This window comes from Fervidibacillus halotolerans, from assembly GCF_026547205.1.
GTDB lineage: Bacteria > Bacillota > Bacilli > Bacillales > Caldibacillaceae > Fervidibacillus > Fervidibacillus halotolerans.
The window spans coordinates 1,218,043-1,244,639 of record NZ_CP106877.1 but is presented as its reverse complement, the minus strand read 5'-3'; the positions used below and the strand labels follow the sequence as shown (position 1 = coordinate 1,244,639).

30 protein-coding genes are annotated in these 26,597 nt (G+C 37.7%); all 30 read left to right on the top strand.

The window, feature by feature from the left end; translation table 11 throughout:
• Positions 1-13: 13 nt before the first annotated feature.
• The 30 genes from OE105_RS05870 (at position 14) to OE105_RS05725 (ending at position 26,591) form a co-directional block, all read left to right on the top strand.
• Positions 14-355 (top strand): putative DNA-binding protein, encoded by a 342-nt coding sequence (locus tag OE105_RS05870; protein ID WP_275422110.1) that lies wholly within the window; start codon positions 14-16, stop codon positions 353-355.
• 11 nt (positions 356-366) lie between these two features.
• A complete protein-coding gene (ffh, locus tag OE105_RS05865; protein WP_275421813.1) occupies positions 367-1,713 on the top strand; it encodes a signal recognition particle protein in 1,347 nt (448 codons plus the stop codon).
• A gap of 116 nt (positions 1,714-1,829) precedes the next feature.
• Complete coding sequence (gene rpsP / locus OE105_RS05860) at positions 1,830-2,102, top strand: 30S ribosomal protein S16 (protein ID WP_275421812.1); 273 nt, start codon at positions 1,830-1,832, stop codon at positions 2,100-2,102.
• Between the two features lie 5 nt (positions 2,103-2,107).
• Positions 2,108-2,341: a KH domain-containing protein gene (locus tag OE105_RS05855; RefSeq protein ID WP_275421811.1), complete on the top strand. Its 234-nt coding sequence runs from the start codon at positions 2,108-2,110 to the stop codon at positions 2,339-2,341.
• Between the two features lie 201 nt (positions 2,342-2,542).
• A complete protein-coding gene (locus OE105_RS05850; RefSeq protein WP_275421810.1) occupies positions 2,543-2,929 on the top strand; it encodes a YlqD family protein in 387 nt (128 codons plus the stop codon).
• A 13-nt stretch (positions 2,930-2,942) separates the two neighbouring features.
• Positions 2,943-3,461 carry a ribosome maturation factor RimM gene (gene rimM / locus OE105_RS05845; RefSeq protein ID WP_275421809.1) on the top strand — a complete coding sequence of 173 codons (519 nt, stop codon included), beginning with the start codon at positions 2,943-2,945 and terminating at the stop codon, positions 3,459-3,461.
• Positions 3,461-4,201 carry a tRNA (guanosine(37)-N1)-methyltransferase TrmD gene (trmD, locus tag OE105_RS05840; protein WP_275421808.1) on the top strand — a complete coding sequence of 247 codons (741 nt, stop codon included), beginning with the start codon at positions 3,461-3,463 and terminating at the stop codon, positions 4,199-4,201. Before rimM ends, trmD begins: the two co-directional genes overlap by 1 nt.
• 158 nt (positions 4,202-4,359) lie before the next feature.
• Complete coding sequence (rplS, locus tag OE105_RS05835; RefSeq protein ID WP_275421807.1) at positions 4,360-4,704, top strand: 50S ribosomal protein L19; 345 nt, start codon at positions 4,360-4,362, stop codon at positions 4,702-4,704.
• Between the two features lie 172 nt (positions 4,705-4,876).
• The gene (gene lepB, locus OE105_RS05830; RefSeq protein ID WP_275421806.1) at positions 4,877-5,407 is read left to right on the top strand and encodes a signal peptidase I; all 531 of its coding nucleotides are present in this window, start codon (positions 4,877-4,879) and stop codon (positions 5,405-5,407) included.
• A 37-nt stretch (positions 5,408-5,444) separates the two neighbouring features.
• Positions 5,445-6,308 carry a ribosome biogenesis GTPase YlqF gene (gene ylqF / locus OE105_RS05825; protein WP_275421805.1) on the top strand — a complete coding sequence of 288 codons (864 nt, stop codon included), beginning with the start codon at positions 5,445-5,447 and terminating at the stop codon, positions 6,306-6,308.
• Positions 6,298-7,104, top strand: coding sequence for a ribonuclease HII (locus tag OE105_RS05820; protein ID WP_275421804.1), 807 nt, complete (start codon positions 6,298-6,300; stop codon positions 7,102-7,104). The genes ylqF and OE105_RS05820 overlap by 11 nt, the downstream gene beginning before the upstream one ends.
• Positions 7,105-7,400: 296 nt before the next feature.
• Positions 7,401-8,633: a hypothetical protein gene (locus tag OE105_RS05815; RefSeq protein WP_275421803.1), complete on the top strand. Its 1,233-nt coding sequence runs from the start codon at positions 7,401-7,403 to the stop codon at positions 8,631-8,633.
• Complete coding sequence (locus OE105_RS05810; protein WP_275421802.1) at positions 8,630-8,905, top strand: EscU/YscU/HrcU family type III secretion system export apparatus switch protein; 276 nt, start codon at positions 8,630-8,632, stop codon at positions 8,903-8,905. The genes OE105_RS05815 and OE105_RS05810 overlap by 4 nt, the downstream gene beginning before the upstream one ends.
• A gap of 291 nt (positions 8,906-9,196) precedes the next feature.
• Positions 9,197-10,357, top strand: a complete 1,161-nt coding sequence (sucC, locus tag OE105_RS05805) for an ADP-forming succinate--CoA ligase subunit beta (RefSeq protein ID WP_275421801.1) — start codon at positions 9,197-9,199, stop codon at positions 10,355-10,357.
• 89 nt (positions 10,358-10,446) lie between these two features.
• A complete protein-coding gene (gene sucD, locus OE105_RS05800) occupies positions 10,447-11,349 on the top strand; it encodes a succinate--CoA ligase subunit alpha (RefSeq protein WP_275421800.1) in 903 nt (300 codons plus the stop codon).
• Between the two features lie 91 nt (positions 11,350-11,440).
• The gene (gene dprA, locus OE105_RS05795) at positions 11,441-12,325 is read left to right on the top strand and encodes a DNA-processing protein DprA (protein WP_275421799.1); all 885 of its coding nucleotides are present in this window, start codon (positions 11,441-11,443) and stop codon (positions 12,323-12,325) included.
• Between the two features lie 168 nt (positions 12,326-12,493).
• On the top strand, positions 12,494-14,566 hold the full coding sequence (gene topA, locus OE105_RS05790; RefSeq protein WP_275421798.1) for a type I DNA topoisomerase: 2,073 nt from the start codon (positions 12,494-12,496) through the stop codon (positions 14,564-14,566).
• A 245-nt stretch (positions 14,567-14,811) separates the two neighbouring features.
• Positions 14,812-15,708, top strand: a complete 897-nt coding sequence (gene xerC / locus OE105_RS05785) for a tyrosine recombinase XerC (protein WP_420842577.1) — start codon at positions 14,812-14,814, stop codon at positions 15,706-15,708.
• 13 nt (positions 15,709-15,721) lie between these two features.
• Positions 15,722-16,261, top strand: a complete 540-nt coding sequence (gene hslV, locus OE105_RS05780; RefSeq protein ID WP_275421797.1) for an ATP-dependent protease subunit HslV — start codon at positions 15,722-15,724, stop codon at positions 16,259-16,261.
• Positions 16,262-16,290: 29 nt separating this feature from the next.
• Positions 16,291-17,703: an ATP-dependent protease ATPase subunit HslU gene (hslU, locus tag OE105_RS05775; RefSeq protein ID WP_275421796.1), complete on the top strand. Its 1,413-nt coding sequence runs from the start codon at positions 16,291-16,293 to the stop codon at positions 17,701-17,703.
• Positions 17,704-17,768: 65 nt separating this feature from the next.
• Positions 17,769-18,545, top strand: a complete 777-nt coding sequence (gene codY / locus OE105_RS05770) for a GTP-sensing pleiotropic transcriptional regulator CodY (RefSeq protein ID WP_275421795.1) — start codon at positions 17,769-17,771, stop codon at positions 18,543-18,545.
• A 1,051-nt stretch (positions 18,546-19,596) separates the two neighbouring features.
• Complete coding sequence (flgB, locus tag OE105_RS05765; protein ID WP_275421794.1) at positions 19,597-19,992, top strand: flagellar basal body rod protein FlgB; 396 nt, start codon at positions 19,597-19,599, stop codon at positions 19,990-19,992.
• Complete coding sequence (gene flgC, locus OE105_RS05760; RefSeq protein ID WP_275421793.1) at positions 19,992-20,435, top strand: flagellar basal body rod protein FlgC; 444 nt, start codon at positions 19,992-19,994, stop codon at positions 20,433-20,435. The genes flgB and flgC overlap by 1 nt, the downstream gene beginning before the upstream one ends.
• A gap of 78 nt (positions 20,436-20,513) precedes the next feature.
• Positions 20,514-20,819, top strand: coding sequence for a flagellar hook-basal body complex protein FliE (gene fliE, locus OE105_RS05755; protein ID WP_275421792.1), 306 nt, complete (start codon positions 20,514-20,516; stop codon positions 20,817-20,819).
• Positions 20,820-20,861: 42 nt separating this feature from the next.
• Positions 20,862-22,460, top strand: a complete 1,599-nt coding sequence (fliF, locus tag OE105_RS05750; protein ID WP_275421791.1) for a flagellar basal-body MS-ring/collar protein FliF — start codon at positions 20,862-20,864, stop codon at positions 22,458-22,460.
• A 13-nt stretch (positions 22,461-22,473) separates the two neighbouring features.
• Positions 22,474-23,484: a flagellar motor switch protein FliG gene (gene fliG, locus OE105_RS05745; protein ID WP_420842576.1), complete on the top strand. Its 1,011-nt coding sequence runs from the start codon at positions 22,474-22,476 to the stop codon at positions 23,482-23,484.
• Positions 23,477-24,232, top strand: a complete 756-nt coding sequence (fliH, locus tag OE105_RS05740) for a flagellar assembly protein FliH (protein ID WP_275421790.1) — start codon at positions 23,477-23,479, stop codon at positions 24,230-24,232. The genes fliG and fliH overlap by 8 nt, the downstream gene beginning before the upstream one ends.
• The gene (fliI, locus tag OE105_RS05735; protein WP_275421789.1) at positions 24,229-25,545 is read left to right on the top strand and encodes a flagellar protein export ATPase FliI; all 1,317 of its coding nucleotides are present in this window, start codon (positions 24,229-24,231) and stop codon (positions 25,543-25,545) included. The genes fliH and fliI overlap by 4 nt, the downstream gene beginning before the upstream one ends.
• A 6-nt stretch (positions 25,546-25,551) precedes the next feature.
• Positions 25,552-25,998: a flagellar export protein FliJ gene (gene fliJ, locus OE105_RS05730; RefSeq protein WP_275421788.1), complete on the top strand. Its 447-nt coding sequence runs from the start codon at positions 25,552-25,554 to the stop codon at positions 25,996-25,998.
• 2 nt (positions 25,999-26,000) lie between these two features.
• Positions 26,001-26,591 (top strand): MotE family protein, encoded by a 591-nt coding sequence (locus OE105_RS05725; protein ID WP_275421787.1) that lies wholly within the window; start codon positions 26,001-26,003, stop codon positions 26,589-26,591.
• Positions 26,592-26,597 lie beyond the last annotated feature (6 nt).

The window sequence follows — 26,597 nt, the reverse complement described above, 5'->3', positions numbered from 1 at the left end:
TTTGGAGAGAAAAATCATGCTGGAAAAAACGACCCGAATGAATTATTTGTACGATTTTTACCAGGAACTGCTAACAAGTAAACAGCGGGATTATATGTCCTTTTACTATTTGGATGATTTTTCCCTCGGTGAAATAGCTGAACAGTTTTCTGTTAGTCGACAAGCCGTTTATGATAATATTAAACGAACGGAAGCAATTCTTGAACAATATGAGAAAAAACTTCACCTATATGAAAAGTTTTTAAAACGGCGGCAGTTGTTGAAGGATTTAACAGAACTGTTGGAAGGAAAAATGACAGAAGAGGATCGAAAACGTAGTTTGCAAATTGTAAAAGAATTGAATGAATTAGATTAGGAGGTCGTTACATGGCGTTTGAAGGATTGGCCGACCGACTACAAAGTACGATGCAAAAAATTCGTGGCAAAGGGAAAGTGACAGAAGCGGATGTTAAGGCGATGATGCGAGAAGTTCGGCTCGCCTTATTGTATGCGGATGTAAACTTGAAAGTCGTCAAAGATTTTATTAAAAAGGTTAGCGAACGTGCTGTAGGCCAAGAAGTCATGAGAAGTTTAACTCCCGGACAGCAAGTGATTAAAGTAGTTAAAGAAGAATTAACCGCATTAATGGGTGGGGAACAAAGTAAAATTGCCGTAAGTCCGAAACCGCCTACCGTCATAATGATGGTCGGTCTTCAAGGGGCAGGGAAAACGACGACGACTGGAAAATTGGCAAATCATTTACGGAAAAAGCACAATCGAAACCCATTACTTGTAGCGGCTGATATTTACCGTCCAGCAGCTATCAAACAATTGCAAACATTAGGGAAACAAATCAACATGCCTGTCTTCACGTTAGGTGACAAAGTCAACCCGGTAGATATTGCGAAAAAGGCGGTTGAGCAGGCGAGGACAGATCATCATGATTACGTATTAATCGATACGGCAGGTCGCCTTCATATCGACGGAGAATTGATGGATGAACTAAAAAACATAAAAGATGCGGTAAAACCCGATGAGATTTTTTTAGTCGTCGATGCGATGACTGGACAAGATGCAGTCAATGTGGCAAAAAGTTTCAATGAGCAACTTGGGATCACCGGCGTCATTTTAACGAAGTTGGACGGGGATACTCGAGGCGGAGCGGCATTATCCATCCGTGCTGTTACCGAAAAACCGATTAAATTTGTCGGTCTCGGTGAAAAACTCGATCAGTTAGAACCATTTCATCCCGAACGAATGGCTTCGAGAATTTTAGGTATGGGTGATGTATTAACGTTAATTGAAAAAGCCCAAGCCTCCGTCGATGAGGAAAAGGCGAAGGAATTGGAGAAAAAAATGCGGACGATGTCTTTTACATTAGACGATTTTCTCGAACAGCTTTCCCAAGTCCGCAACATGGGCCCCCTTGATGAATTGTTGAAAATGCTTCCCGGTGCTGGGAAGATGAAAGGTTTAAATAATATTCACATCGATGAAAAGCAAATTCGTCACGTGGAAGCCATTATCCAATCGATGACAACGGAAGAAAAACAAAAACCAGAAATTATCAATGCGAGTCGAAAGCGAAGAATTGCAAAGGGTAGTGGGCGACCGATTCAAGAAGTGAATCGCCTGTTAAAGCAATTCGAGGAAATGAAAAAAATGATGAAGCAGATGACGAATATGCAGAAAAAAGGGAAGAAGCGGGGCGCATTGAAATTCCCTTTTATGTAACAGCTACATGATTTCAGTGGTAAAAAATTATAGCTGTTAAGAAAAAATACTTTACAAAGTAAAATTTGTCTGCTAATATACTGTTTTGTGTGAAACTATTTGGAGGTGTACGAAAAATGGCAGTAAAAATTCGTTTAAAACGTATGGGAGCGAAAAAATCCCCATTTTATCGAATCGTAGTTGCAGATTCCCGTTCTCCACGTGATGGACGTCAAATCGAAACAATCGGAACGTATAACCCGTTAACACAACCAGCTAGTGTGAAAATTGATGAAGAATTGGCATTAAAATGGTTGAAAAACGGGGCGAAACCTTCTGATACCGTTCGCAATCTTTTCTCAAAAGAAGGCATTTTGGAAAAATTTCATAACGAAAAAAATGGTAAATAAAGGCCATGAAACAGTTAATTGAGACGATCGTCAAACCCCTTGTTGAACATCCCGAGGACGTCCAAATCGATGTGATTGAGGAACGGAACCACATTACTTATAAATTATCTGTTCATAAAAATGATGTGGGAAAAGTAATCGGTAAACAAGGACGAGTGGCAAAGGCGATTCGAACGGTTGTTTATGCCCATGCACAAGCAACGGAACAAAAGAAAGTGTATTTAAAAATTAGCGAATAAGGAGGGGGATAACCCTCCTTTTTCTCATATATTGTTGAAAATGTCGATTTCTTCATCAAAATCGTTTCGATAACGATGGCATTTGCTGATTGATCTTGACTCGATCTAATTTATTTATATTGTAAAATTCGGTGATAGGACTGAATTTTTTACGCGCTCACTCCTAATTCTTCAATCCGATGAATGAAGGGAGATAAGTTGATGAAAATTTTAACGAAAGTAACCGTTAAACAAGTTTTAACAGAAACAAGCAAAAAGGAATTGTTCATCTCCTTTTCCAATCGGAAGGCCCAATTAAAAAAGGAGTTAGAACAACTCCAATTTGAGTGGAAAAGGGTGGAAAAAGCAAGAAAATATCCAGATCCTACACTACGTCAACGATTTGAAAAGGAAATGGATACCCGTTTGGAAAAGATCAAACTATTGGATTTTCAAATGGAGCAATTGGACGTTTTACCAATTGGTTCCGAATTAAAGGAAGATGAATTGCAAGGACTCGTTGAAGTGAAGGTGGGCGATGATTGGAACAAAATTCGTTTTGAGCGATCGATTATTGTAAAAGATGGGATTGTAATCGATATTCAATAGCGAGGTGAGAAGATTGGAGAAATATTACAAAGTTGGGAAAATCGTAAATACCCATGGAATTCGGGGGGAAGTGCGGGTAATCTCGGTAACGGATTTTCCAGAGCAACGGTATAAAAAGGGATCGAAATTGTATTTATTTTTAACCCCTGAAAAACCCCCGATTGAATTGGAAGTAAACAGTTGGCGAAAACATAAAAATTTCGATCTCCTTACTTTTACCGGTTACCATTCCATCAATGATGTGGAACCTTTAAAGGGGGGCATTTTAAAAGTCTCAGAAAAGGAATTGTCACCCCTGTCTGATGGTGAATACTATTTCCATGAGATTATCGGTTGCAAAGTAATGACGACAGACAACCAGCACATGGGAGTGATAACAAATATTCTCACTCCCGGTGCAAATGATGTTTGGGTCGTAAAAGGCGAGGATGGAAAAGAGTATTACATTCCATATATTGGTGAAGTCGTTAAAGAAATCAATGTGGAAGATCAAGTCGTTCGAATCGAACCGATGGAAGGATTGTTCAACTGATGCAAATCGATATTTTAACATTATTTCCGAATATGTTTACAGGTGTATTGAACGAATCGATTTTAAAAAAGGCACGGGAAAAAGGAACTGTACGTATAAACGTCATCGATTTTCGAAAATATGCGAACAATAAGCATCAAAGCGTCGATGATTATCCATACGGCGGTGGTGCAGGAATGGTTTTAAAGCCGGAACCAATCTACCGTGCCGTCGATAATCTTTTGGATCAAAACAAAAGCCACCCCCGTATTATTTTGCTAACTCCACAAGGTGAACGGTATACACAAAAAAAGGCTGAGCAATTAGCTCAAGAAGATCATTTGATATTGATATGTGGACATTACGAAGGTTTTGATGAACGGATTCGAAATTTGGCTACGGATGAAATATCTATTGGTGATTTCGTTTTAACTGGAGGAGAATTGGGGGCGATGGTGCTAGTCGATAGTATTGTACGACTCCTACCCGGTGTACTAGGGAATAATGATTCTCCCATCAACGATTCGTTCTCCAGCGGTTTATTGGAACACCCCCACTACACTCGTCCCCGGGAATTTCGGGGAATGACTGTTCCAGATGTCCTCCTATCCGGTGATCATAAAAAAATAGCAGAATGGAGAAAAAAAGAATCAATAAAGCGTACATTTGAACGCCGACCAGATCTGTTAAACCATTATCCATTTACCGAAGAAGAGAAAAGATGGTTTGAAGAAATAAAAAAAGAGAAAAAAAAGAAATGATCTATTGAATCTTCTTTGGGAAATATGATAATATAGTCAATGGCTTCCGTTAAACGGAAGATTGATAACGATGTTCCGCTGCAAATGTGGGGAAGGAATGACAGAAATTCCTTACCGATTATGTTTGTATGAGCATCTGTTGGAAGGAGTGGAAACGAATGCATCATATTATTAATGAAATTACAAAAGAACAATTGCGCACGGATCTTCCTTCATTCCGTCCTGGCGATACCGTCCGCGTACATGTGAAAGTCGTGGAAGGAAATCGTGAACGGGTTCAAGTGTTCGAAGGTGTAGTGATCAAACGTCGCGGTGGTGGCATTAGCGAAACATTCACTGTGCGAAAAATTTCCTACGGTGTTGGTGTGGAACGGACATTCCCTGTTCATTCACCAAAAATCGCTAAATTAGAAGTTGTGCGTCGAGGAAAAGTACGTCGTGCGAAACTTTATTATTTACGTAACTTACGTGGAAAAGCTGCACGTATTAAAGAAATTCGATAACCTGTGGAGAAAAAGGGGCTTGTGTGCAGGCCCTTTTTCTGTTTAATAAAAAAATGAAAAAATAGGCTAAAATTTGATATACTGTTAATATAACGATATATTTCTTGTTTTACATTGAACGTAAATGTTTAGTTTTAGGTCTCGATGAATAAACATGTTGGAGGGCTAATACGTGTTTGAAAAAGAAAATGAAATTTGGGAATGGATAAAAATATTTATTATTGCAGCGATTCTTACTGCTATTATTCGTTTTTTTCTATTTACCCCAATCGTTGTTGATGGCGAATCGATGATGCCCACTTTAGAGGATAATGACCGGATGATCGTTAACAAACTTTCCTATTTAATTGGTGAGCCCAAACGGTTTGATATTATCGTATTCCACGCACCAGAAAAAAAGGATTACATTAAACGAATCATCGGGTTACCTGGTGACCATATTGAATACAAAAATGATACCCTCTATATTAACGGGCAAAAATATGACGAGCCATATTTGGATAAATATAAAAAGGAATTAGTCGGAGGAACATTAACTGAGCCATTTTCCATAGTAGTTCCAGAAGGTCATGTATTCGTCATGGGCGATAATCGACGCTATAGTAAAGATAGCCGACATATCGGACCGATTCCGATGGAAAATGTTCTAGGAAAAGCAAATATTATTTATTGGCCGTTAGATGAAATTAAAATTATAAAATAATGAACACATCTATGATTGGATAAAAGTAGGTGAAAAAATGTCCATACAATGGTTTCCAGGCCATATGGCAAAGGCGAGAAGGGAAGTTACAGAAAAACTAAAACTAATCGATATCGTTTATGAATTAGTCGATGCAAGAGTCCCCTTTTCTTCAAGAAATCCGATGATCGATCAAATCATCCAAAATAAACCGCGAATCGTGCTGATGAATAAAGCGGATTTAGCCGATTTGAAAAAAACGGATAAATGGTTAACCTATTTTACAGAAAAGGGCATTTATGCGATACCTATCAATTCCCAAACAGGGGAAGGAATCGATAAAATTAAAATAAAAACGAAGGAAATATTGCAAGATAAATTGGAACGAATGCGTGCCAAAGGAATGAATCCCCGTGCCATGCGTGCACTCGTCGTGGGAATTCCAAATTCTGGAAAATCAACGTTGATTAATCGACTTGCGAATCGAAATATCGCAAAAACGGGAAATGTACCAGGAGTCACGAAGGCGCAACAATGGGTAAAAGTTGGAAAGGACATCGAACTTCTCGACACTCCAGGTATATTATGGCCGAAATTTGAAGATGAAAAAGTCGGTTATAAATTGGCTTTAACCGGTGCCATAAAGGATACGATTTTGAATTTGCAAGATGTTGCCGTCTACGGACTTCAATATTTAAAGGAAGAATATCCTGAAGCATTAAAAGAACGATACGGATTTTCCTCTTTTTCGGATGAAATCGTCGATCTATTTGTCCATATCGGAAAGAAAAGAGGTTGCCTAGCAAGTGGGGGAGTCGTCGATTATGATAAAACCGCGGAAGTAATCATCCGTGATATTCGTTCGGAAAAGCTCGGTAAATTAACCTTTGAAACACCGGAGGAAATCGGGGATGAACAATAGAGTTCATTTGACACTTGCTCAAATAGAGGAAAAACTGAAATCGGTCACTTCCTTGGATGATCCGTTAATCGCACTATGTGAACAAGACGAAAGGAAAAGTGTTGCAAAATTAATCGAAAAGTGGAAAAGAAAGAAAGAACGCTTATTACAGGAAGAAAAACGTTTAGAGGAAATGCTTGTTTTTGAAAAACAGGTAAAGTTCCAAGGATTCCGTTACATTGCTGGTATTGATGAAGTAGGTCGTGGTCCGTTGGCAGGTCCAGTTGTTGCAGCGGCAGTGATTTTACCTGATGACTTTCGTTTACAAAGTATCAATGATTCGAAACAATTGTCGCCGAAAAAGAGAGAGCAGCTTTATGAACAAATCCTTCGTCAAGCTATTTCCGTAGGTATCGGAATGGTCGATCATGAAGAAATCGATCGAATCAATATTTATCAAGCAACAAAAAAGGCGATGAATATGGCTATAAAACAATTAAGCCCCCTTCCCGATTATTTATTAATCGATGGAATGAACATCGATTGTCCGATTTCTCAAACGAGCATCGTCAAAGGAGATGCCAGATCCCTTTCCATTGCGAGTGCCTCCATCGTTGCGAAGGTTCGTCGGGACCGGATGATGATCCAATATGGAAAAACGTATCCTGAATACGGTTTTGAAAGAAATATGGGGTATGGAACAAAGGAGCATCTTGAAGCGATCAATCGGTTCGGGCCTTCCCCGATTCATCGGAAAACTTTTGCTCCAATTAAACAATTTTTCGATTCAACCGCAAATACAAATTCGCTTTTTTAATTTACATTCGAAAGTTTTCCCATTTTTCCTTGTTAGTGTACGTATGATGGTAACACTACCTTCGACTCGAATAGGATTTTCTCAATTTCTTTGGACAAAAGGACACATTTACCTTACGAACCTTTTCCATCGAAGAAGCTACATATTTTTCATTCGAATCCCAACGTTTTTTCGTCGGGATTTTTTTTCATTAGTTTAACGATGAAAATAATAAGTTGTGAAACTGAATGAAAGATTGACGATATAAATAAAAAGGTATGCTCGTTTTATCCATTACTGATTTAGGGAGGGTCACCATGGATCATGTTCAATTTGGAAATCTACCTGCTCCAAAGTATTACGAAAGTTCAATTTCCTTTCGCTCCGGACAAATTTTTTTCGGAAAGGTGATTCACCTTGATGGGAACGGTTTTGCAAAGGTACAATTTGGGAATCAACTCATTACTGCGAAGGTTGATGCACCGTTAGATGTTTCAAAGGATTACTGGTTTCGAGTAAAAAGACAAAACGAAGGAATCCGTTTAATGATTTCACATGAGAAAGAAGGAGATTTTTTTGGCGTATCTACTTCTAAAGAAGCGAAATTATTCCTTTCTGCTTTAAAGGATTGGAAAGTTCCCATTGATCAATCGAAATTTACAATAGGTGAAAAATGGTTAAAAGAAACAGGGGATGCGAAAAGAACGTTAGAAGCAATTCGTTTGATGATTGAGGGAAAGCTCCCTTTTACCGACCATATGTTTAAAACGATTTTTGCAACGATCAAAAGGGAACCATTCTCGGTTTTGTTCGATCGTTTGATGAAGGAATTATCTAACAGTTCAGTAGAGAAAAAAGAAGAGATTTCACATCACCTTCAAACCCTTTCTGGAAGGAAAATTCACGGGGAAACCCCTCTAGTCGAAACCAATTGGGGGAAAGGTCATGACGTATATCGGGCTATACGTTTCCTTTTAAAAGAAATCGGAATTGATTCTCGGATGTCTACGCCATCTGAGGAGAACGTGGTACCACCATCATTAAAAGATCTTCTCAGTCAACAATTACAAAAGGGAGAACATTTGCCAAAACAAGTTCTTAAAGCTTTTGAAGCATTATATTACCGAATCCTCGGGGGACAATTATCCAATAAAGACCAAAATCCGTATATGATTTTAACTTTTTCTATTCCGGTACCATTGAAGGAAAAAATGATCGACGCCACTTTTCAATGGGAAGGAAAAAGGGGAAAAGATGGGGAGCTAGACAAACATTTCTCCCGCATTCTTTTTGATTTAAATATGCCTCGACTTGGGAAAACATTTATTCATATGAATGTGCAAAATCGAATCATTAGTTTACAAGTAAAAACGGAACAGATAATTAATAAAACATCTATTCAATCATATGTTCAAATGTTAAAGGAAAATATCGAGAAGATTGGATATTCCCTTAGCACCATTAAATTTGAACGATTAGAACAAAATCAATCTCGTAGGGAGGTTCCCCTTTCTTATTTTCATAGTGGAAAGGTTGATGTGAAAATATGAAAAAAAACGAAAAAAAAGAAGCTATCGCTCTTACGTATGATGAAAAAAAGGACACGGCTCCGGTTGTGAAGGCAAAGGGGAAAGGATTCGTTGCAGAAAAGATCATCGAAGAAGCAAAAAAGCATCGCATACCGATTTATGAAGATGCTTCTTTAGTAGAACTTTTAGATAAAGTTAATATCGAGGAAAAGATCCCGGAGGAGTTATTTATGGCGGTGGCGGAAGTATTCGCCTTCATTTATAACGTGGATCAAAAAGCGTCGAAAACCTAAACCGTTTTGAAATATTTTTTAAATATATTTTATTTTTATATAAAATTTGACTTTACTTCACAAAAAGGCCTAATCATATCGTTTATGAATAGAATGAAAAATCGGAAAAATTATTTTGTAAAAGAATTAAGGCGGGAAAAGATAAACTCATTATTAAAAACAAAGGCTTCTATCCTTGACATTTTGTTTACTTTTGATCGGGTTTTGCTTTTTGTTGGACATTGTTTCTTTATTTTAATAAAATAAAGACGCAATCAAAAATTTAGACAAATACTGATGGGAGGATGGCAGATGAATATCCATGAGTATCAAGGGAAGGACCTCTTACGTCAATACGGGGTTTCCGTTCCCAAGGGGCATGTTGCTTTTTCGATAGCCGAAGCCGTTGAAGCAGCGAAAAAACTGGGTTCAGATGTAGTTGTTGTGAAAGCCCAAATCCATGCTGGTGGACGTGGGAAAGCAGGGGGAGTAAAAGTAGCGAAAAATTTAGATGAAGTTCGTACATACGCAGAGGATTTATTAGGAAAAAAACTCGTTACACACCAAACGGGTCCTGAAGGTAAAGAAGTAAAGCGCTTACTGATTGAAGAAGGATGCGATATTCAAAAGGAATATTACATCGGCTTTGTTGTCGATCGGGCAACATCGAAAGTAGTATTAATGGCATCCAGTGAAGGGGGTATGGAAATTGAAGAGGTAGCTGCCCGTACCCCGGAAAAAATTTATAAGGAATATATCGATCCAGTAGTTGGTCTTGCACCTTTCCAAGCGAGAAGAATTGCTTTTAAAATGAATATTCCGAAGAAATCCGTCAACGAGGCGGTCAAATTTATGTTAGGACTTTATAAAGTCTTTGTAGAAAAGGATTGTTCCATAGCAGAAATTAACCCCCTAGTCCTCACCGGCGATGGTTCTGTTATGGCCCTCGATGCGAAATTGAATTTTGACTCAAACGCTTTATTCCGACATCCGGAGCTTTTAGAATATCGGGATTTGGATGAAGAAGATCCGAAAGAAATCGAAGCTTCTAAATATGACTTAAGTTATATTTCGCTCGATGGCAATATCGGTTGTATGGTAAATGGTGCAGGTCTTGCAATGGCTACGATGGATATCATCAAATATTATGGTGGTCAACCTGCGAACTTTTTAGATGTCGGTGGAGGTGCCACTGCAGAAAAAGTAGCCGAAGCCTTTAAAATTATTTTATCTGATCCGAAAGTAAAAGGTATTTTCGTGAATATATTCGGCGGTATTATGAAGTGTGATATCATAGCCACCGGCGTTGTCGAAGCAGCAAAACAAGTTGGACTTTCTGTACCACTTGTCGTACGCCTAGAAGGAACGAATGTGGAACTAGGAAAACAAATCTTGCAAGAATCAGGATTGAACATTATAGCTGCAAATTCCATGGCTGAAGGTGCTGAAAAAATCGTAAGTTTAGTAGGATAGGAGAAGTGCATTTTGAATATGATTGTTTCATATTTCAATTACAGAAGATTGATTCGGTTATGAAATGAAGCGGAAAGCGAGGGGATAGTATGAGTATTTTTATCGATAAAAACACGAAAGTAATCGTTCAAGGAATCACAGGGAAAACAGCCCTTTTCCATACGAAACAAATGCTCGAATATGGGACGAAAATTGTCGGCGGTACATCTCCAGGAAAAGGTGGAACGGAGGTGGAAGGTGTACCAGTTTTCAATACGGTATCCGAAGCGGTTGAAGCGACAGGTGCGACTGCATCTGTCATATACGTTCCCGCCCCATTTGCAGCAGATGCAATTATGGAAGCCGTTGATGCAGAACTCGATTTAGTTATATGCATCACTGAACATATCCCAGTATTGGATATGGTTAAAGTAAAACGTTATATGGAAGGGAAAAAGACCCGTCTAATCGGTCCAAACTGTCCCGGTGTGATTTCAGCTGATGAATGTAAAATTGGTATCATGCCTGGATATATTCATAAAAAAGGTCACGTCGGCGTCGTATCCCGTTCTGGTACGTTGACTTATGAAGCTGTTTACCAATTAACGAAAGCAGGAATTGGACAAACGACGGCCGTTGGAATCGGTGGGGATCCGGTCAACGGAACAAACTTTATCGATGTTTTAAAAGCGTTCAATGAGGATCCTGAAACATATGCGGTTATTATGATTGGAGAAATTGGTGGAACCGCTGAAGAAGAAGCGGCTTTATGGGTAAAAGAAAATATGAAAAAACCAGTCGTTGGATTTATCGGCGGAAGAACTGCTCCACCCGGAAAACGGATGGGACATGCGGGAGCGATTATTTCTGGCGGAAAAGGAACTGCTGATGAAAAAATTCGTGTCATGAACGAATGTGGAATTAAAGTAGCTGAAACGCCAGCTGTTATTGGAGAAACATTAATCAACGTATTAAAAGAACAAGGATTGTATGAAAAATGTAAAAACCTTTAAAAATAAGCCGATAGTCCTAATAGATGGGGCTATCGGCTCATTTTTCGAATTTCTATAAATCATTTTTCATTTCAAAAGGGAGTTTTGGAATATGGAACAATCCTTTCGAAAACGGCTGATTCAGTTGCATCATTGTCGGGGTATCGGATGGAAAACATTGGATAAAATGTTAAAACTCGATCCAACTTTAAGAAAAATCTTCGCATATACCCCAAAGGATTTATATCTTCATTTTCAAATTCCACTAAAAAGAGCAGAAACTATCGTTTACGATCTTCAAACGGTTCAAAGGAAAAATCTCCTGCAGTGGTACAAAGAAAGAAATATTCAAACAATTACTCGTTTCGATGACAACTATCCCTTTTTATTGAAACAAATTTACCAGCCCCCTTTTGTTTTATATTATTTAGGGGATGGACATTTATTGAAAGAAAAGCGTATGATTTCCATAGTAGGAACAAGGAATCCTAGCGAATATGGGAAACGGGTAACAGAACAACTCGTCAAAGGTTTAGTTGAAAGAAATTATGTAATTATTAGCGGTTTTGCAAAAGGAATTGACGGGCTCACCCACTTAAAAGCCGATCAATTCGACGGAAAAACGATCGCAGTTTTAGGAAGCGGTTTATTTCATATTTATCCGAAAGATCACCGGAACCTTTTCCAAATTCTTTCCAAAAAACATTTAATTCTTTCCGAATACCCGCCAAATAAAAGACCTGAAAAATACCATTTTCCGGAAAGGAATCGAATCATCGCTGGACTCAGCTTAGGCACATTAGTGATTGAAGCCAAAGAACGAAGTGGATCTTTAATTACGGCAAATATTGCTTTACAAGAGGGAAGGGAAGTGTTTGCCGTTCCTGGTCCGATTACTTCCGCCACATCAAAAGGAACGAATTTGCTTATCCAACAAGGAGCGAAACTCGTTTTATCCGTTGAAGATATCACGAATGAATTAAAAAACATGGAATAATGAAAATAAGATTTCAGTTTTTTCATTAGAATATCATTTGCTTATTGACAAATCATTCCTTTTCCTTTAATAATTATTGGGAGATTCATCTTTTTAAGTGCCTTTTTATCCATTTAACGAAATGGTTCAAAAGGAAAATGTCAAGTCAACCTCCAAGGAGGATATTTTATGTCAGCAGAATATTTAGTGATCGTGGAATCGCCGGCAAAGGCGAAAACAATTGAAAAATATTTAGGAAAAAAATATAAGGTAAAGGCATCCATGGGTCATGTCCGTGATTTACCGAAAAGTCAAATCGGAGTGGATGTGGATAACGGTTTCCAACCGAAATATATTACGATTCGAGGAAAGGGTCCGGTTATAAAAGAATTAAAAAATGCCGCAAAAAAAGCGAAAAAAGTTTATTTAGCTGCCGACCCGGACCGAGAAGGGGAAGCGATTGCTTGGCATTTAGCCAATTCCCTAGAGCTAGATACAATGAGCGATTGTCGAGTCGTTTTTAATGAAATAACGAAGGATGCGATTAAAGAATCCTTTAAAAAACCAAGATCAATCAATATGGATTTAGTAAATGCCCAGCAAGCGAGGCGAATACTTGATCGACTTGTCGGTTATAAGATCAGCCCCATTTTATGGAAAAAAGTGAAAAAGGGATTAAGTGCCGGGCGAGTTCAATCGGTAGCGGTTAAATTAATCATCGACCGAGAAAATGAAATTAATCAATTTGTTCCAGAGGAATATTGGAAAATAACTGGTCATTTCGCAATAAATGGAGAAACGTTTGAAGCCCATTTTTATGGAAAAGACGGGAAAAAGATATCCTTAAAATCGGAACAGGACGTTCAAAACATTCTCCAAAAAATAAAAGGGGAATTTTTCTCTGTTAAAAAAGTCGTAAAAAAAGAACGAAAACGACAACCTTCTCCCCCTTTTATTACTTCTTCGTTGCAACAAGAAGCCGCTCGAAAATTAAATTTCCGAGCGAAAAAAACGATGATGGTCGCCCAGCAACTTTATGAAGGTATCGACTTGGGAAAAGAAGGGACAGTTGGTCTGATCACTTATATGCGAACGGATTCCATACGCGTCTCGGATGTAGCAAAACGGGAGGCAACCCAGTTTATCGAAACGGAATACGGGAAAGAATATGTGAAGGAAAAGGAGAGAAAGGAAAAAACAGGGGACAATGTTCAAGATGCCCATGAAGCGATCCGACCGACAAGTGTGTTTCGGACACCGAATTCCGTTAAACAATATTTATCGAGGGATCAATACCGATTGTATAAATTAATTTGGGAACGGTTTGTGGCAAGTCAAATGGCTTCGGCAATAATGGATACGATGACTGTTGATTTAGAAAACAACTCGATTATATTTCGAGCGAACGGTTCAAAACTAAAATTTCCAGGATTTATGAAAGTATATGTGGAAAGTTCGGATGATTTAGATGAACAGGAAAACGACTTTCTCCCCGATTTAAAAGAATCAGATGAAGTAAAAAACATAGAAATGAAACCGACCCAACATTTCACCCAACCACCTCCAAGATATACGGAGGCAAGGCTCGTTAAAACATTAGAAGAATTGGGGATCGGTCGTCCTTCTACATATGCACCGATCCTCGATACGATTCAAAGGCGTGGTTACGTAACGTTAGATAAAAAGCGGTTTGTTCCGACAGAATTAGGAAGAATTGTCATCGAATTAATTTCCGAATTTTTTCCCGAAATCATCGATGTTGAATTCACTGCAAAAATGGAATCGGATTTGGATTTGATTGAAGAAGGAAAGGAAAATTGGATTAATATTTTGGACCATTTCTATAACGGGTTTAAGAAAAACTTAGAAAAAGCAGAGATTGAAATGGAGAAGGTAGAAATTGAAGATGAATACGCAGGCCAAGATTGTGAGAAATGCGGACACCCGATGGTGATCAAGATGGGTCGTTTCGGTAAATTTATGGCTTGTAGCAATTTTCCCGAATGTAGAAACACAAAGCCAATCGTGAAAGAAATCGGTGTTACATGTCCAAAATGTAAAAAGGGTCAAGTGATCGAAAGAAAAAGTAAGAACAAGCGGGTTTTTTACGGTTGCAATCGTTATCCTGAATGTGATTTTCTTTCCTGGGATAAACCGGTCAATCGTCCTTGTCCAAAATGTAGTGGAATGTTAGTGGAGAAAAAAATAAAAAAAGGCGTACAAATACAGTGTAGTCAATGTGATTATAAAGAGGAACTATAAGAGTGAGTCCATTCACTCTTTTTTTCTTGAAAGATATGTGAATTAAATAAAACTGTTTGGATAAATAAAAAAAAATGATATAATATAATAATTGGATAAACTTTGAAAATCATCATGTTTTTCTAAACGTTCATTTCAAGATGATTTTTATTTCAATTCAGAAAGTTAGGAATTGCCATAATCCAACTGTTGCAATATTCAAATATTTGTGTTATTATTTAAAAGCCAATTAGAAGGTGAATCTGTTGGAAAATATGAATTTTTTGTTACAGAAATTCATTGAATATTTACAAATAGAAAAAAATTATTCACAATATACAATTGGCGCCTACAAACATGATGTTCAAGATTTTTTTATGTTCATGAATGAACAAGAAATACATAATCTGCAACTTGTCACTTATCAGGATGCGCGATTATACTTAACGAAATTATATGGACAGAGGTATGCAAAAAAATCGGTAACACGGAAAATTTCAGTTCTCCGTTCCTTTTACAAATTTTTAATGCGTGAATCATATGTAAAATCCAATCCTTTCGCACAGGTCACTTTGCCGAAACTGGAAAAGCGCCTGCCAGAATTTTTTTATGAACAAGAACTGGAATTTTTATTTCATTCGATCGATACGTCCGATCCGGTTGGGAAACGGGATTTAGCCTTGTTAGAACTGATGTATGCAACAGGTATTCGGGTTGCTGAATGTGCGGGTATTCGCCTTTCGGATGTGGATGAACAATTATCGGTACTTCTCGTCACGGGAAAGGGAAAGAAACAAAGATATATTCCCTTTGGATCGATGGCAAGAAAAGCTCTGCAGGACTATTTACAAAATGGACGGCAAAAATTGATGAAAAAACATAATCATCCGTTTTTATTTGTTAATCAAAGAGGAACGCCGTTGACAGTGAGAGGTATCCAATATATTTTCCAACGGATTATTGACCAAGCAGGGGAAAATTACCATGTTCACCCCCATATGATTCGGCATTCTTTTGCAACTCATTTATTAAACAATGGCGCAGATTTACGTACCGTTCAAGAATTGTTAGGTCATTCCCACTTATCTTCTACACAAGTATATACACATGTAACGAAAGAACGATTGAAGAAAGTATATTCTCAACATCATCCCCGTGCGTAAAGGAGGGTTCTTGGTGAGTCAATTTCATGCAACGACCATATTTGCCATTCATCATAATGGGAAAGGCGCAATGGCTGGAGACGGTCAGGTGACATTTGGAAATGCGGTTGTGATGAAACATACAGCAAAAAAGGTAAGAAAATTATATAGCGGGAAAGTTCTCGCTGGTTTTGCAGGTTCAGTTGCCGATGCATTTACATTATTTGAAATGTTTGAAGGAAAATTGGAAGAATATAATGGGAATTTACAGAGGGCATCTGTTGAATTGGCGAAGCAGTGGAGAAGTGATAAAGTATTACGTAAACTGGAAGCGATGTTAATTGTGATGAACAAGACCCATATGTTGTTGATCTCAGGAACGGGGGAAGTTATAGAGCCCGATGATGGGATCTTGGCTATCGGTTCTGGAGGGAACTATGCTTTATCAGCAGGCAGGGCGTTAAAAACGTATGCATGTCACCTGTCTGCAACTGAGATCGCTAAAGCTTCTTTAGAAATTGCAGCAAATCTTTGTGTATATACGAATAGGAATATTATTGTAGAAGAATTATAATTTGTTGTTGGAAATAAGGGAGTGACATAATGAATCAAAGGGAAATTGAGGCGCATTTAACCCCGAGGGAAATCGTTGAAAAATTAGACCAATTTATTGTCGGTCAGAAGGAAGCGAAACGAGCGGTTGCTATCGCCCTTCGCAATCGCTGGCGAAGAGGTTTATTACCGGAAAAGATCCGAGATGAAGTAATACCGAAAAATATATTAATGATTGGGCCGACGGGGGTCGGTAAAACCGAAATTGCTCGAAGAATCGCTAAGCTTGTTCAAGCCCCCTTTGTGAAAGTTGAAGCAACAAAATTTACGGAAGTTGGTTACGTCGGTCGAGACGTTGAATCAATGGTCCGGGATTTAGTGGAAACGAGCGTTCGTCTCGTTAAACAAGTAAAAGCTGATACTGTAAAAGAAAAGGCCCAACAAAATGCCAATCGCCGACTGGTTCATCTTCTTGTACCTTCGATGAAAAGGCAAGCGAATGTAAAAAATCCATTCGATTTACTATTCGGAGGAGAACAAAAAGACGATCAGCATCAAGAAACGGAACAGGAAGATGAATCGATCTCTACGAAAAGAAAAATTATTAAAGAAAAATTAGAGAAGGGCGAACTAGAAAATGAAATGGTGACTATTGAAATCGAAGAACAAGCTCCATCCATGTTCGATATGTTGCAAGGTTCTGGAATGGAACAAATGGGCATTAATTTACAAGATGCTTTAAGTAGTTTCCTTCCAAAAAAGAGAAAAAAAAGGAAACTCCCTGTAAAAGATGCAAGAAAAATTTTAGTAAATGAAGAAATTAACAAATTGATCGACATGGATGAAGTTGTTCAAGAGGCGATTCAAAGGGCCGAACAAACAGGGATTATTTTCATCGATGAGATCGATAAAATCGCTAGCAAAGGAAATGGAAGCTCTGTCGATGTTTCTAGGGAAGGTGTTCAACGGGATATCTTACCTGTTGTGGAAGGTTCGACGGTAGTGACGAAATACGGACCGGTTAAAACGGATCATATTTTATTTATTGCTGCCGGTGCATTCCATATGGCGAAGCCCTCAGATTTAATTCCTGAATTACAAGGAAGATTTCCGATCAGAGTCGAATTGAATAAACTTCAAATTGATGACTTTGTGCGAATTTTGATTGAACCGGATAATGCGATCATTAAACAATATATCGCATTATTGGAAACAGAAGGTATAAAAATAGAATTTTCAGACGAAGCTATTCGTAGAATTGCTGAAGTTGCATATGAAGTGAATCAAAATACGGATAATATCGGTGCGAGAAGACTGTATACGATTATGGAAAAATTATTGGAAGATTTATCCTTTGAGGCGCCTGATATTACGCTGGAGAAAATTACGATTACTCCCCAATATGTAGATGAAAAACTAGGAGCAATTTCGAAGGACAAAGATTTAAGTGAATTTATTTTGTAATGGAAAAAGAACATGTATGGAAAACGATAAGATGAATAACAAATGAAAAATAGGAGGTAATGGATATGGAATTATTAGCAAGAACTAGAAAAATTAATGCGATGTTGCAAAATGCAGGGGGGAAACCTGTTAATTTTAAAGAAATGTCTGAAATTCTTCGGGATGTTATTGATGCGAATGTGTTTATTGTTAGTAGAAGAGGGAAATTGCTCGGATTTTCCATCGTCCAACAAATTGAAAATGAGCGGATGAAAAAAATGTTAGAGGATCGTCAATTTCCAGAAGACTATACGAAAAATCTTTTCAATATAACCGATACGACTGCTAATATTGATGTGAATAGTGAGTATACAGCTTTCCCAGTGGAAAATAAAGAACTATTCAAAACCGGATTAACGACGATTGTACCGATTGTCGGTGCAGGTGAAAGACTCGGTACATTAATTCTATCCCGATTAAATCAAGAATTTAATGATGATGATTTAATTCTTGCTGAATATGGTGCAACCGTTGTAGGAATGGAAATTTTGCGGGAAAAATCTGAAGAAATTGAAGAAGAAGCCCGCAGTAAAGCGGTCGTTCAAATGGCAATCAGCTCCCTTTCTTACAGTGAATTAGAAGCAATTGAACATATTTTTGAAGAATTAAACGGAAAAGAAGGATTATTAGTAGCTTCCAAAATCGCTGATCGGGTCGGTATTACTCGTTCAGTAATCGTAAATGCTTTGAGAAAATTAGAAAGTGCAGGGGTCATTGAATCCCGTTCCCTTGGAATGAAAGGAACATTTATCAAAGTATTGAACGATAAATTTCTCGAAGAACTTGAAAAAGTAAAATCATAATCGGTTTTTTTCGAAATCGAATGAAAAGCAGAGCGGATGAATTTTCCGCTTTGTTTTTTGTTTCTTTGTCAAATCGTGTTGGAGAATAATTTCGTAATTTTTTTTAGTAAAATGTAATCGGATCACGTTGTCCATTCATCCAAAATTGGTTTAAAGTTATACGTTCCATTGGCGGACGCGCATCCAGTGGTACGGCTCAAACCTCCTCGTCACTTCTCTCCTGCGGAGTCTCGAGACCCGTGCTTTCCCCGCAGGAGTCGCCGCAAATGTTTTCTATTTTGGACTTAATGGACACCTTTTTTATGGTTACGAAATGATTGGTAAAAAGAATACGATGTATAAAATAATCAAAGCACTTATAACCAAAGGCAATGGGTTTCATCGTCTTCGTCTTTATTGATTCCTTCCAAAACCCCGTTGTTGTATTTTCATGTAAACGTATTTTCTACATGAGGTATGTATTTCATCATTGTGTTTGATGGCGGTTTTTAAATATTTGGAGACGTGTTTTGTTTTTTTGACAACACCTTCTTTAAGAGCTTAAAGTTCTTCGTTCTCAAAAAAGATATTATTATCTTTTTATATTCAATAAAATGCATATCCAATCATGTTGAGACATGTGACATCACTCCTTTAAATGTGGTTTGGCGATTACATTTTACTAGGGAAGTGTCACTTGTCTCTATTTTTTTGATCAAAAAAAGGTGTTAGGTTTAGTCACCAACACCAAAAATTATAGTGCCTGTTTTTTGTTTAAAAACGATAGTAATTCTAGTAGCAAATTTTGTTAGGATTTAAATGTGGAAAATACAATTGTTGTAAAAAAAATAAAGGATTTAAGTGAATTTCGTCGAATAGTATTAAAAGATGTCGAATGATTACGGAAACAATCTCTATACGTCCTATTTATCCAATCTACTTTTTTCCAAAAAATAGGCAATTATACCTATGATGAAGCTGTTTACATTATTTGAAACAATGATTAATATAAAGATATATGAAAATATTGTCGGATTTCATCATTTTATTACGATTTTTGGAGGAGAAAAGGATGAAATTATTTTCAAACACCATTTCATTGTTGGAAACGTCATTGGATTATTCAACAGTGAAACAAAAGGTTATTTCACATAATATTGCTAATGTTGATACACCAAATTACAAAGCAAGGGATGTCAAATTTAAGGCGATCTTAGATGAGAAAATGAATGGATCATTTAAAGCAAATTTGACAAACGAAAAACATATTCCGATCTCCCCAACCACTTCGAATCCGATTGTTACTACCGAGCCGAATGTCCAATACAATCATAATGGAAACAGTGTAGATGTGGACTTGGAAATGGTAAAATTGGCTCAAAATCAAATTTATTATAACGCGATTGTTGATCGATTGAACGGTAAATTCCAAACGTTGCAATCCGTTATTAAAGGAGGGAGCCAATAATGTTTTCAAGTTTAAATATTTCAGCATCTGCTTTAACAGCATCTAGACTTCGGATGGACGTAATTTCCTCGAATATGGCGAACGCAGAGACGACGAGGGGCGAACTCGTTGATGGAAATTGGATTCCTTATCGTCGAAAATCTGTCGTCCTTCAAGAACAAGGCCAATCTTTTTCCTCCATATTTAATAGTACATTGAAAGAACAGTCGTCAGGATCGGGCGTGAAAGTATCAAAAATTGTCGAGGATTCAACCCCTTTTAAACTCGTCTATAATCCTAGTCATCCGGATGCAAACGAGGATGGGTATGTTCAAATGCCAAATGTGGATCCGCTACGGGAAATGGTCGATTTGTTAAGTACGACCCGAACGTATGAAGCGAATGTCACGGTGTTAAATGCTTCAAAGGCGATGCTGTTAAAAACGTTAGAAATCGGAAAATAGTTTTTTGTTGATTCGATAGATGACGAATCCTTTATATCCGATTAATGGGATCCTTTTTAAATGAAAGGAGTGTTTCAAATGAATATCCAATCGATTTTTAACAATAATTTTATTTCTACTCAAAATGATCAAACAAAAACAAATATAAGTCCTTCACAAGCCCAACAATCTTTTTCCAACATGTTAAAAAATGCAATTAACGAAGTGAACGATGCGCAAATTCAAGCGGATCGTTTAACGGAAAAATTAGCTCTTGGAGAAAATGTAGAACTGCATCAAGTCATGATCGCAGCTGAAAAAGCGTCGATTACGTTAAATGCGACGATGGAAATTCGTAATAAAGTAATTGAAGCATATCAAGAAATTATGCGAATGCAAGTATAATTTTAAAATCTAAAATAGATAATAACTTCCGGAGAGAGAGTAATGAAAGAACAGTTGCAAAATATCGTTCGAAAAATAAAAGCATATTGGAATGAAAAAAATAAACAACAAAAAATGTGGTTTGTCGGTTCCCTTGCTATTGTTTTTGTTCTTATCGCTTTTATCGTCTATTTTTCTACTAGAACGACGATGGTTCCGCTATACAGTGATCTCACACCTGCGGAAACGGGAAGAATAAAAGAAACTTTAGATGAAAAAGGAATTCAATCGGAAATTACTGAAAATGGAACGACGATTAAAGTGCCGAAAGAAAAGGTAGAATCATTACTCGTCGAACTTGCTGCGGAAGGAATCCCCCAATCAGGAAACATCGATTATTCCTTTTTTAGTTCCAATGCTGGTATTGGGATGACGGATAATGAATTTAACGTTATGAAGCTCGATGCCATGCAAACGGAACTTGCAAATTTAATTAAAACGATTGAAGGAATTCAGGACGCAAACGTGATGATTAATTTGCCGGAACAAGGAATATTCGTAAAAGATCAAGGGCAGGAAGCATCCGCATCAATCGTAATTACGACAAAACCCGGTTACAATTTTACTGATAAGCAAATCAACGGATTGTATACACTAGTATCGAAATCCGTCCCAAATCTTCCTACGGATAATATCGTCATTATGAATCAAAATTTTGAGTACTTTGATGACAAAAATGGTGACAATTTTGAGAACGGAGATACAATTGCTACCCAATACAAGATTAAAAGGGAAATTGAACGGGATATTCAACGTCAAGTACAAAGTTTTTTAGGTATGTTAATGGGACAAAATAACGTAATCGTCTCCGTTAGTGCAGATATCGATTTCACTCAAGAAAATCGGGAAGAAAATTTAGTGGAGCCTGTCGATGAAGAAAATAATGAGGGTATTACCATCAGTGCCCAAAAGTTAACTGAAACATATTCGGGAACGAATGTGGAACCAGGTGGGATTCCTGCAGCCGAAGATAATAATGATGCTTTGGGTGGTTCTTATATTGAAGGAACAGACGGTTCTGGCGAGTATGAACGAACAGAAGAAACCGTAAACAAAGAAGTAAATCGGATTCGAAAACAAATCGTGGAAAGTCCTTATAAAATTCGAGATTTAGGGATTCAAGTAGTCGTTGAACCTCCTGAAGGCGAAAATGCTACATATACAAATATCGAAGAGGATATCCAAAAAATTTTAAGTACGATTATTCGGACCACCATTTATAAAGATGATGATACGGCAGAATTAACTGATGAACAGTTAAATAATAAAATCGCCGTTTCATTCCAGCCACTCTTAGGGAAGATGGACACGGTAGGTGGTGTGAGTGAAAAAACCGGTGTCCCACTTTGGGCATACATAATTGGTGCAATGGTTATCCTAGGTTTGATTTTCCTCATCCTATTCTTGTTAAGACGGAGACGATCCGACATACTAGAGGAAGACTTGCAAGCGGCAAGCCATGAAGAGGCGATCGAAATTCCAGATTTAGATGAGGAGAATGAAACGGAAAGCACAGTACGTAAAAAACGGATTGAGAGAATGGCAAAAGAACGCCCAGAAGAATTTGCAAAACTAATTCGTACATGGCTGTCCCAAGATTAAGGAGTGGTGGATATTGGCTTTGAAAAAACAATTTTCCGGGTTGCAAAAAGCAGCGATCCTCCTCATCACTCTCGGAGAGGATGCCGCTGCCAATGTTTTTAAACATTTAACGGAAGAAGAAATTGAGAAATTAACGTTGGAAATTTCATCGGTAAAAAAAGTAGACTCGGAAAAAAAAGAGGAAATTATAGAGGAATTTTACAATTTAGCGATTGCCCAAGATTATATATCCCAAGGTGGAATTGGTTATGCAAAGGCGATATTAGAAAAAGCGTTAGGACCAGAACAGGCTTCGATGATCATCAATCGTCTGACATCATCTTTACAAGTAAGGCCCTTTGATTTTGCAAGAAAAGCGGATCCTAACCAAATTTTAAACTTTATTCAAAATGAGCATCCACAAACGATCGCACTGATTTTGTCTTATTTAGAACCGAATCAGGCAGCCCAAATTCTCTCCAATTTGCCTGATGAAATGCAAGCGGATGTGGCGAAAAGAATTGCACTTATGGATAGTACATCGCCCGAAATTATTTTTGAAGTTGAACAAATACTTGAGCAGAAATTATCCGCTACCTTCACACAAGATTACACGAAGGCTGGTGGAATCGAAGCGATTGTCCAAGTGTTAAATGGTGTTGACCGATCGACGGAAAGAACGATCTTAGAATCGTTAGCTGTACAAGACCCTGAACTAACTGAGGAAATTAAGAAGCGAATGTTTGTATTTGAAGATATCGTAACCCTAGATAATCGGGCTATACAACTTGTCATTCGGGATTGTGAAAATGATGATTTACTACTTGCATTAAAAGGTGCGAGTGATGAAGTAAAAGAAGTTGTTTTCAGAAATATGTCCACACGAATGAAGGAAACATTTATGGAAGAAATGGAAATTATGGGACCAGTCAGATTGCGTGATGTGGAGGAAGCCCAAACCCGAATCGTCTCTGTTATTCGTAGATTAGAAGATGCTGGAGAAATCATCATCGCACGGGGTGGAGGTGACGATATCATTGTCTAAATTAATTAAGAATGGTTTCGCAGGAAAAGCCGAAGAAAAAGTCATTACCATTCGTCTCTTCCCGTCCACTCCAGCCGAAAGGGAAAAGGAAGAAATACAAGAACAAAATTTTTCACAACATTTGGAAGAAGCTCAAAAAACAGCCCAAAACATTATTGAAGAGGCAAAAATAAAGGCACTACGAATCGAAAATGAAATGAAAACTTTGAAAGAAAATATGGAAAAAAAAAGGCGCCAAATATTTGATCAAGCGAAGAAAAAAGGTTATAACGATGGGTTTGTTCAAGGGAAAGAAATTGGCTATTCAGAAATGGAAAAGCACATACAATTGGCGAAGCAAATAGCAATCGATGCGAAAAACGAATATGATCAAGCCATCGAACGGGCGGAACAAATGATATTATCAATTGCTTTAAAAGCTGCCGAAAAAATTGTCAAAACAAGTTTGGCGGATAAAAAAGAAATGTTTCTTCCAATCGTAAAGGAAGCGATAGAAGAAGCGAAGCATTCGAAAGAAATTCAGGTATATGTGCATCCAAAATATTATTCCACATTACTCGATCGAAAAGATGAAATTTTTTCGAACATCCCAATCGACTACCAAATCTTTTTTCATCCGAAAGATGAGTTGGCAGAGACGGCCTGTTTGATCGAAATGGAAGGTGGCTTTATCGATGCGGGAATCGATAGTCAATTTCAACAATTGGCAGAAAAATTATACGAACGACTGGCAGGGACCAATTCATGAGAGCAATTGATGTATTAGAGGAAATCGATCGAGTTGATACATATAAACGGTTTGGCCGAGTGAAACAAGTGATCGGTATCATGATTGAAGCAGAAGGGCCTACCAGTTCCATCGGTGACATTTGCTATATTTATTCCCGCGACTTTCATAATCGAAAGGGGAAAAAAATTATCGGTGAGGTAGTCGGCTTTAAAGAAGAGACGATTATTATTATGCCCTATACATCCGTTAATGAAATCGCACCCGGCTGGCTTGTGGAAAATACGGGAGAATCGTTGAAAATAAAGGTAGGAGATGCATTAATCGGTAAAGTTTTAAACTCCCTTGGGCAACCGTTGGATGGTTCGAATTTACCGAATATGCCACTTTTTTCAACGGAACAAGAGCCGCCGAATCCGTTGAAACGACCGCCTATTCGTGAATCTTTGGAGTTAGGAATCCGTGCCATCGACGGATTATTAACGATTGGAAAGGGTCAACGAATCGGTATTTTTGCAGGAAGTGGTGTTGGTAAAAGCACATTGCTTGGGATGATTGCAAGAAATACGAAAGCTGACTTAAATGTGATCGCCCTGATTGGAGAAAGAGGTAGGGAAGTTAGGGAGTTTATCGAAAGGGATCTTGGAGAAGAAGGGTTAAGAAAATCGATTATCGTCGCTGCAACGAGTGATCAACCAGCTTTAATGCGGATCAAAGGGGCGTATACAGCAACTGCAATTGCCGAATATTTCCGTAAAAAGGGCTTAGATGTCATGCTTATGATGGATTCCGTTACACGAATTGCCCTTGCACAAAGGGAAGTCGGTTTGGCCATCGGTGAGCCACCTGCAACGAAAGGATATACTCCTTCCGTATTCTCGATGTTACCGAAATTATTAGAACGAACAGGGACAGATGAATACGGAACGATTACCGGTATATATACCGTTTTAGTTGACGGTGATGATTTCAACGAACCGATTTCTGACACAGTAAGAGGCATACTCGATGGACATATTGTTCTCGACAGAAAATTAGCGAATAAGGGTCAATATCCAGCTATCAATATATTGAAAAGTGTTAGTCGTTTAATGAATGAAATCGTTTCGAAAGAACATCGGTTGCAAGCAGAAAGAATACGAGATTTATTACATACATATCACGAATCGGAAGACTTAATTCATATCGGTGCATATAAAAAAGGAACATCGAAGGAAATCGATGAAGCCATCCGGTATCATCCAAAAATATCTGCCTTTTTAAAACAAAATATCGACGAAAAGATCACTATGGAACAAACGATTCATGCGTTAAATGAACTGATAAAAGGGTGATAGCCGATGAAATTCACATATAAATTTGAAAAAGTTCTTGAAATCCGTGAAAAGGAAAAACAAGAAGCGATCGTATCCTATCAAAAATCGGTAGATCAATTTTCAAAAGTGGCAGAAAAATTATATCACCTATTGAAACAGAAGGAAATATTCGAGGCCGATCAACAGGAAAAAATTCAAGAGGGCATATCAATTCAAGCGATCCAATTGAACCAATATTATTTATCAAAATTAAATCGGGAAATTGATCAGTGCCAGAAAGAAGTAATCATTGCAAGAACGAATATGCAAAGGGAAGAAAAACAACTTCTTGAGAAAAACATTGAAGTAAAAAAACTAGAAATTCTAAAGGAGAAGGAATTTGAAAGATTTTTACAATTTCTTAACGATGAGGATGGAAAAATGACCGATGAAATTTCGATGCAAATTGTGGCAAGGGAGAAAACGGTATAACGATGCGTAAAGAAAAGGAAAAGAAGAAGAAAAAGTTTGGTATTTTTCAATGGATTGTTTTTGGCGGAATATTCCCTATTTTAATTGCGCTCTCAATTTTACTCATCGTTTTATCAATTCAAGGAATCAATGTTTTCAAAGAGACGGAAAAAATACCAGTAATAGGGAATTTTCTTGGGCAAGAAAAGAATGATGAAACATCAGTGGATGATTTGGAAAATACAATTCGCAAGTTACAAGCGGAATTGAAAAATGAGGAAGCAAAATCATCCCAATTACAATCAAAACTGGAAGATAAAGAGAAAGAAATTGCCCAATTGGAAGAAGAGAAGAAGCGATTGGAACGAGATTTAAATGAATTAATGAATTCGAAGGGAACGACAAGTAAAAACTGGGATTCTGTAATCAAGACATACGAAACAATGAAACCGAAGGAAGCAGCCCTTATATTAGTGGAAATGGATGAAAATACCGCTTTAAACATACTTGCTGATTTATCGGAAGATCAATTGGCTGATATTTTGGAAAAGATGCCACCACAAGATGCTGCCCAGTTTACAAATCGGTTGGCAGAGTTAGAAAAAAGTCAATAAACCGAA

Bases quoted from the DNA above. Each gene is read 5' to 3' on its own strand.
- fliE (WP_275421792.1), top strand. From the start codon at position 20,514: ATGAATATCCAATCGATTTTTAACAATAATTTTATTTCTACTCAAAAT.
- ffh (WP_275421813.1), top strand. From the start codon at position 367: ATGGCGTTTGAAGGATTGGCCGACCGACTACAAAGTACGATGCAAAAA.
- flgB (WP_275421794.1), top strand. From the start codon at position 19,597: ATGAAATTATTTTCAAACACCATTTCATTGTTGGAAACGTCATTGGAT.
- fliI (WP_275421789.1), top strand. From the start codon at position 24,229: ATGAGAGCAATTGATGTATTAGAGGAAATCGATCGAGTTGATACATAT.
- dprA (WP_275421799.1), top strand. From the start codon at position 11,441: ATGGAACAATCCTTTCGAAAACGGCTGATTCAGTTGCATCATTGTCGG.
- rplS (WP_275421807.1), top strand. From the start codon at position 4,360: ATGCATCATATTATTAATGAAATTACAAAAGAACAATTGCGCACGGAT.
- sucC (WP_275421801.1), top strand. From the start codon at position 9,197: ATGAATATCCATGAGTATCAAGGGAAGGACCTCTTACGTCAATACGGG.
- ylqF (WP_275421805.1), top strand. From the start codon at position 5,445: ATGTCCATACAATGGTTTCCAGGCCATATGGCAAAGGCGAGAAGGGAA.
- trmD (WP_275421808.1), top strand. From the start codon at position 3,461: ATGCAAATCGATATTTTAACATTATTTCCGAATATGTTTACAGGTGTA.
- OE105_RS05855 (WP_275421811.1), top strand. From the start codon at position 2,108: ATGAAACAGTTAATTGAGACGATCGTCAAACCCCTTGTTGAACATCCC.
- flgC (WP_275421793.1), top strand. From the start codon at position 19,992: ATGTTTTCAAGTTTAAATATTTCAGCATCTGCTTTAACAGCATCTAGA.
- rpsP (WP_275421812.1), top strand. From the start codon at position 1,830: ATGGCAGTAAAAATTCGTTTAAAACGTATGGGAGCGAAAAAATCCCCA.
- fliF (WP_275421791.1), top strand. From the start codon at position 20,862: ATGAAAGAACAGTTGCAAAATATCGTTCGAAAAATAAAAGCATATTGG.
- OE105_RS05815 (WP_275421803.1), top strand. From the start codon at position 7,401: ATGGATCATGTTCAATTTGGAAATCTACCTGCTCCAAAGTATTACGAA.
- topA (WP_275421798.1), top strand. From the start codon at position 12,494: ATGTCAGCAGAATATTTAGTGATCGTGGAATCGCCGGCAAAGGCGAAA.
- fliJ (WP_275421788.1), top strand. From the start codon at position 25,552: ATGAAATTCACATATAAATTTGAAAAAGTTCTTGAAATCCGTGAAAAG.
- codY (WP_275421795.1), top strand. From the start codon at position 17,769: ATGGAATTATTAGCAAGAACTAGAAAAATTAATGCGATGTTGCAAAAT.
- sucD (WP_275421800.1), top strand. From the start codon at position 10,447: ATGAGTATTTTTATCGATAAAAACACGAAAGTAATCGTTCAAGGAATC.
- OE105_RS05810 (WP_275421802.1), top strand. From the start codon at position 8,630: ATGAAAAAAAACGAAAAAAAAGAAGCTATCGCTCTTACGTATGATGAA.
- hslU (WP_275421796.1), top strand. From the start codon at position 16,291: ATGAATCAAAGGGAAATTGAGGCGCATTTAACCCCGAGGGAAATCGTT.
- OE105_RS05850 (WP_275421810.1), top strand. From the start codon at position 2,543: ATGAAAATTTTAACGAAAGTAACCGTTAAACAAGTTTTAACAGAAACA.
- OE105_RS05820 (WP_275421804.1), top strand. From the start codon at position 6,298: ATGAACAATAGAGTTCATTTGACACTTGCTCAAATAGAGGAAAAACTG.
- OE105_RS05725 (WP_275421787.1), top strand. From the start codon at position 26,001: ATGCGTAAAGAAAAGGAAAAGAAGAAGAAAAAGTTTGGTATTTTTCAA.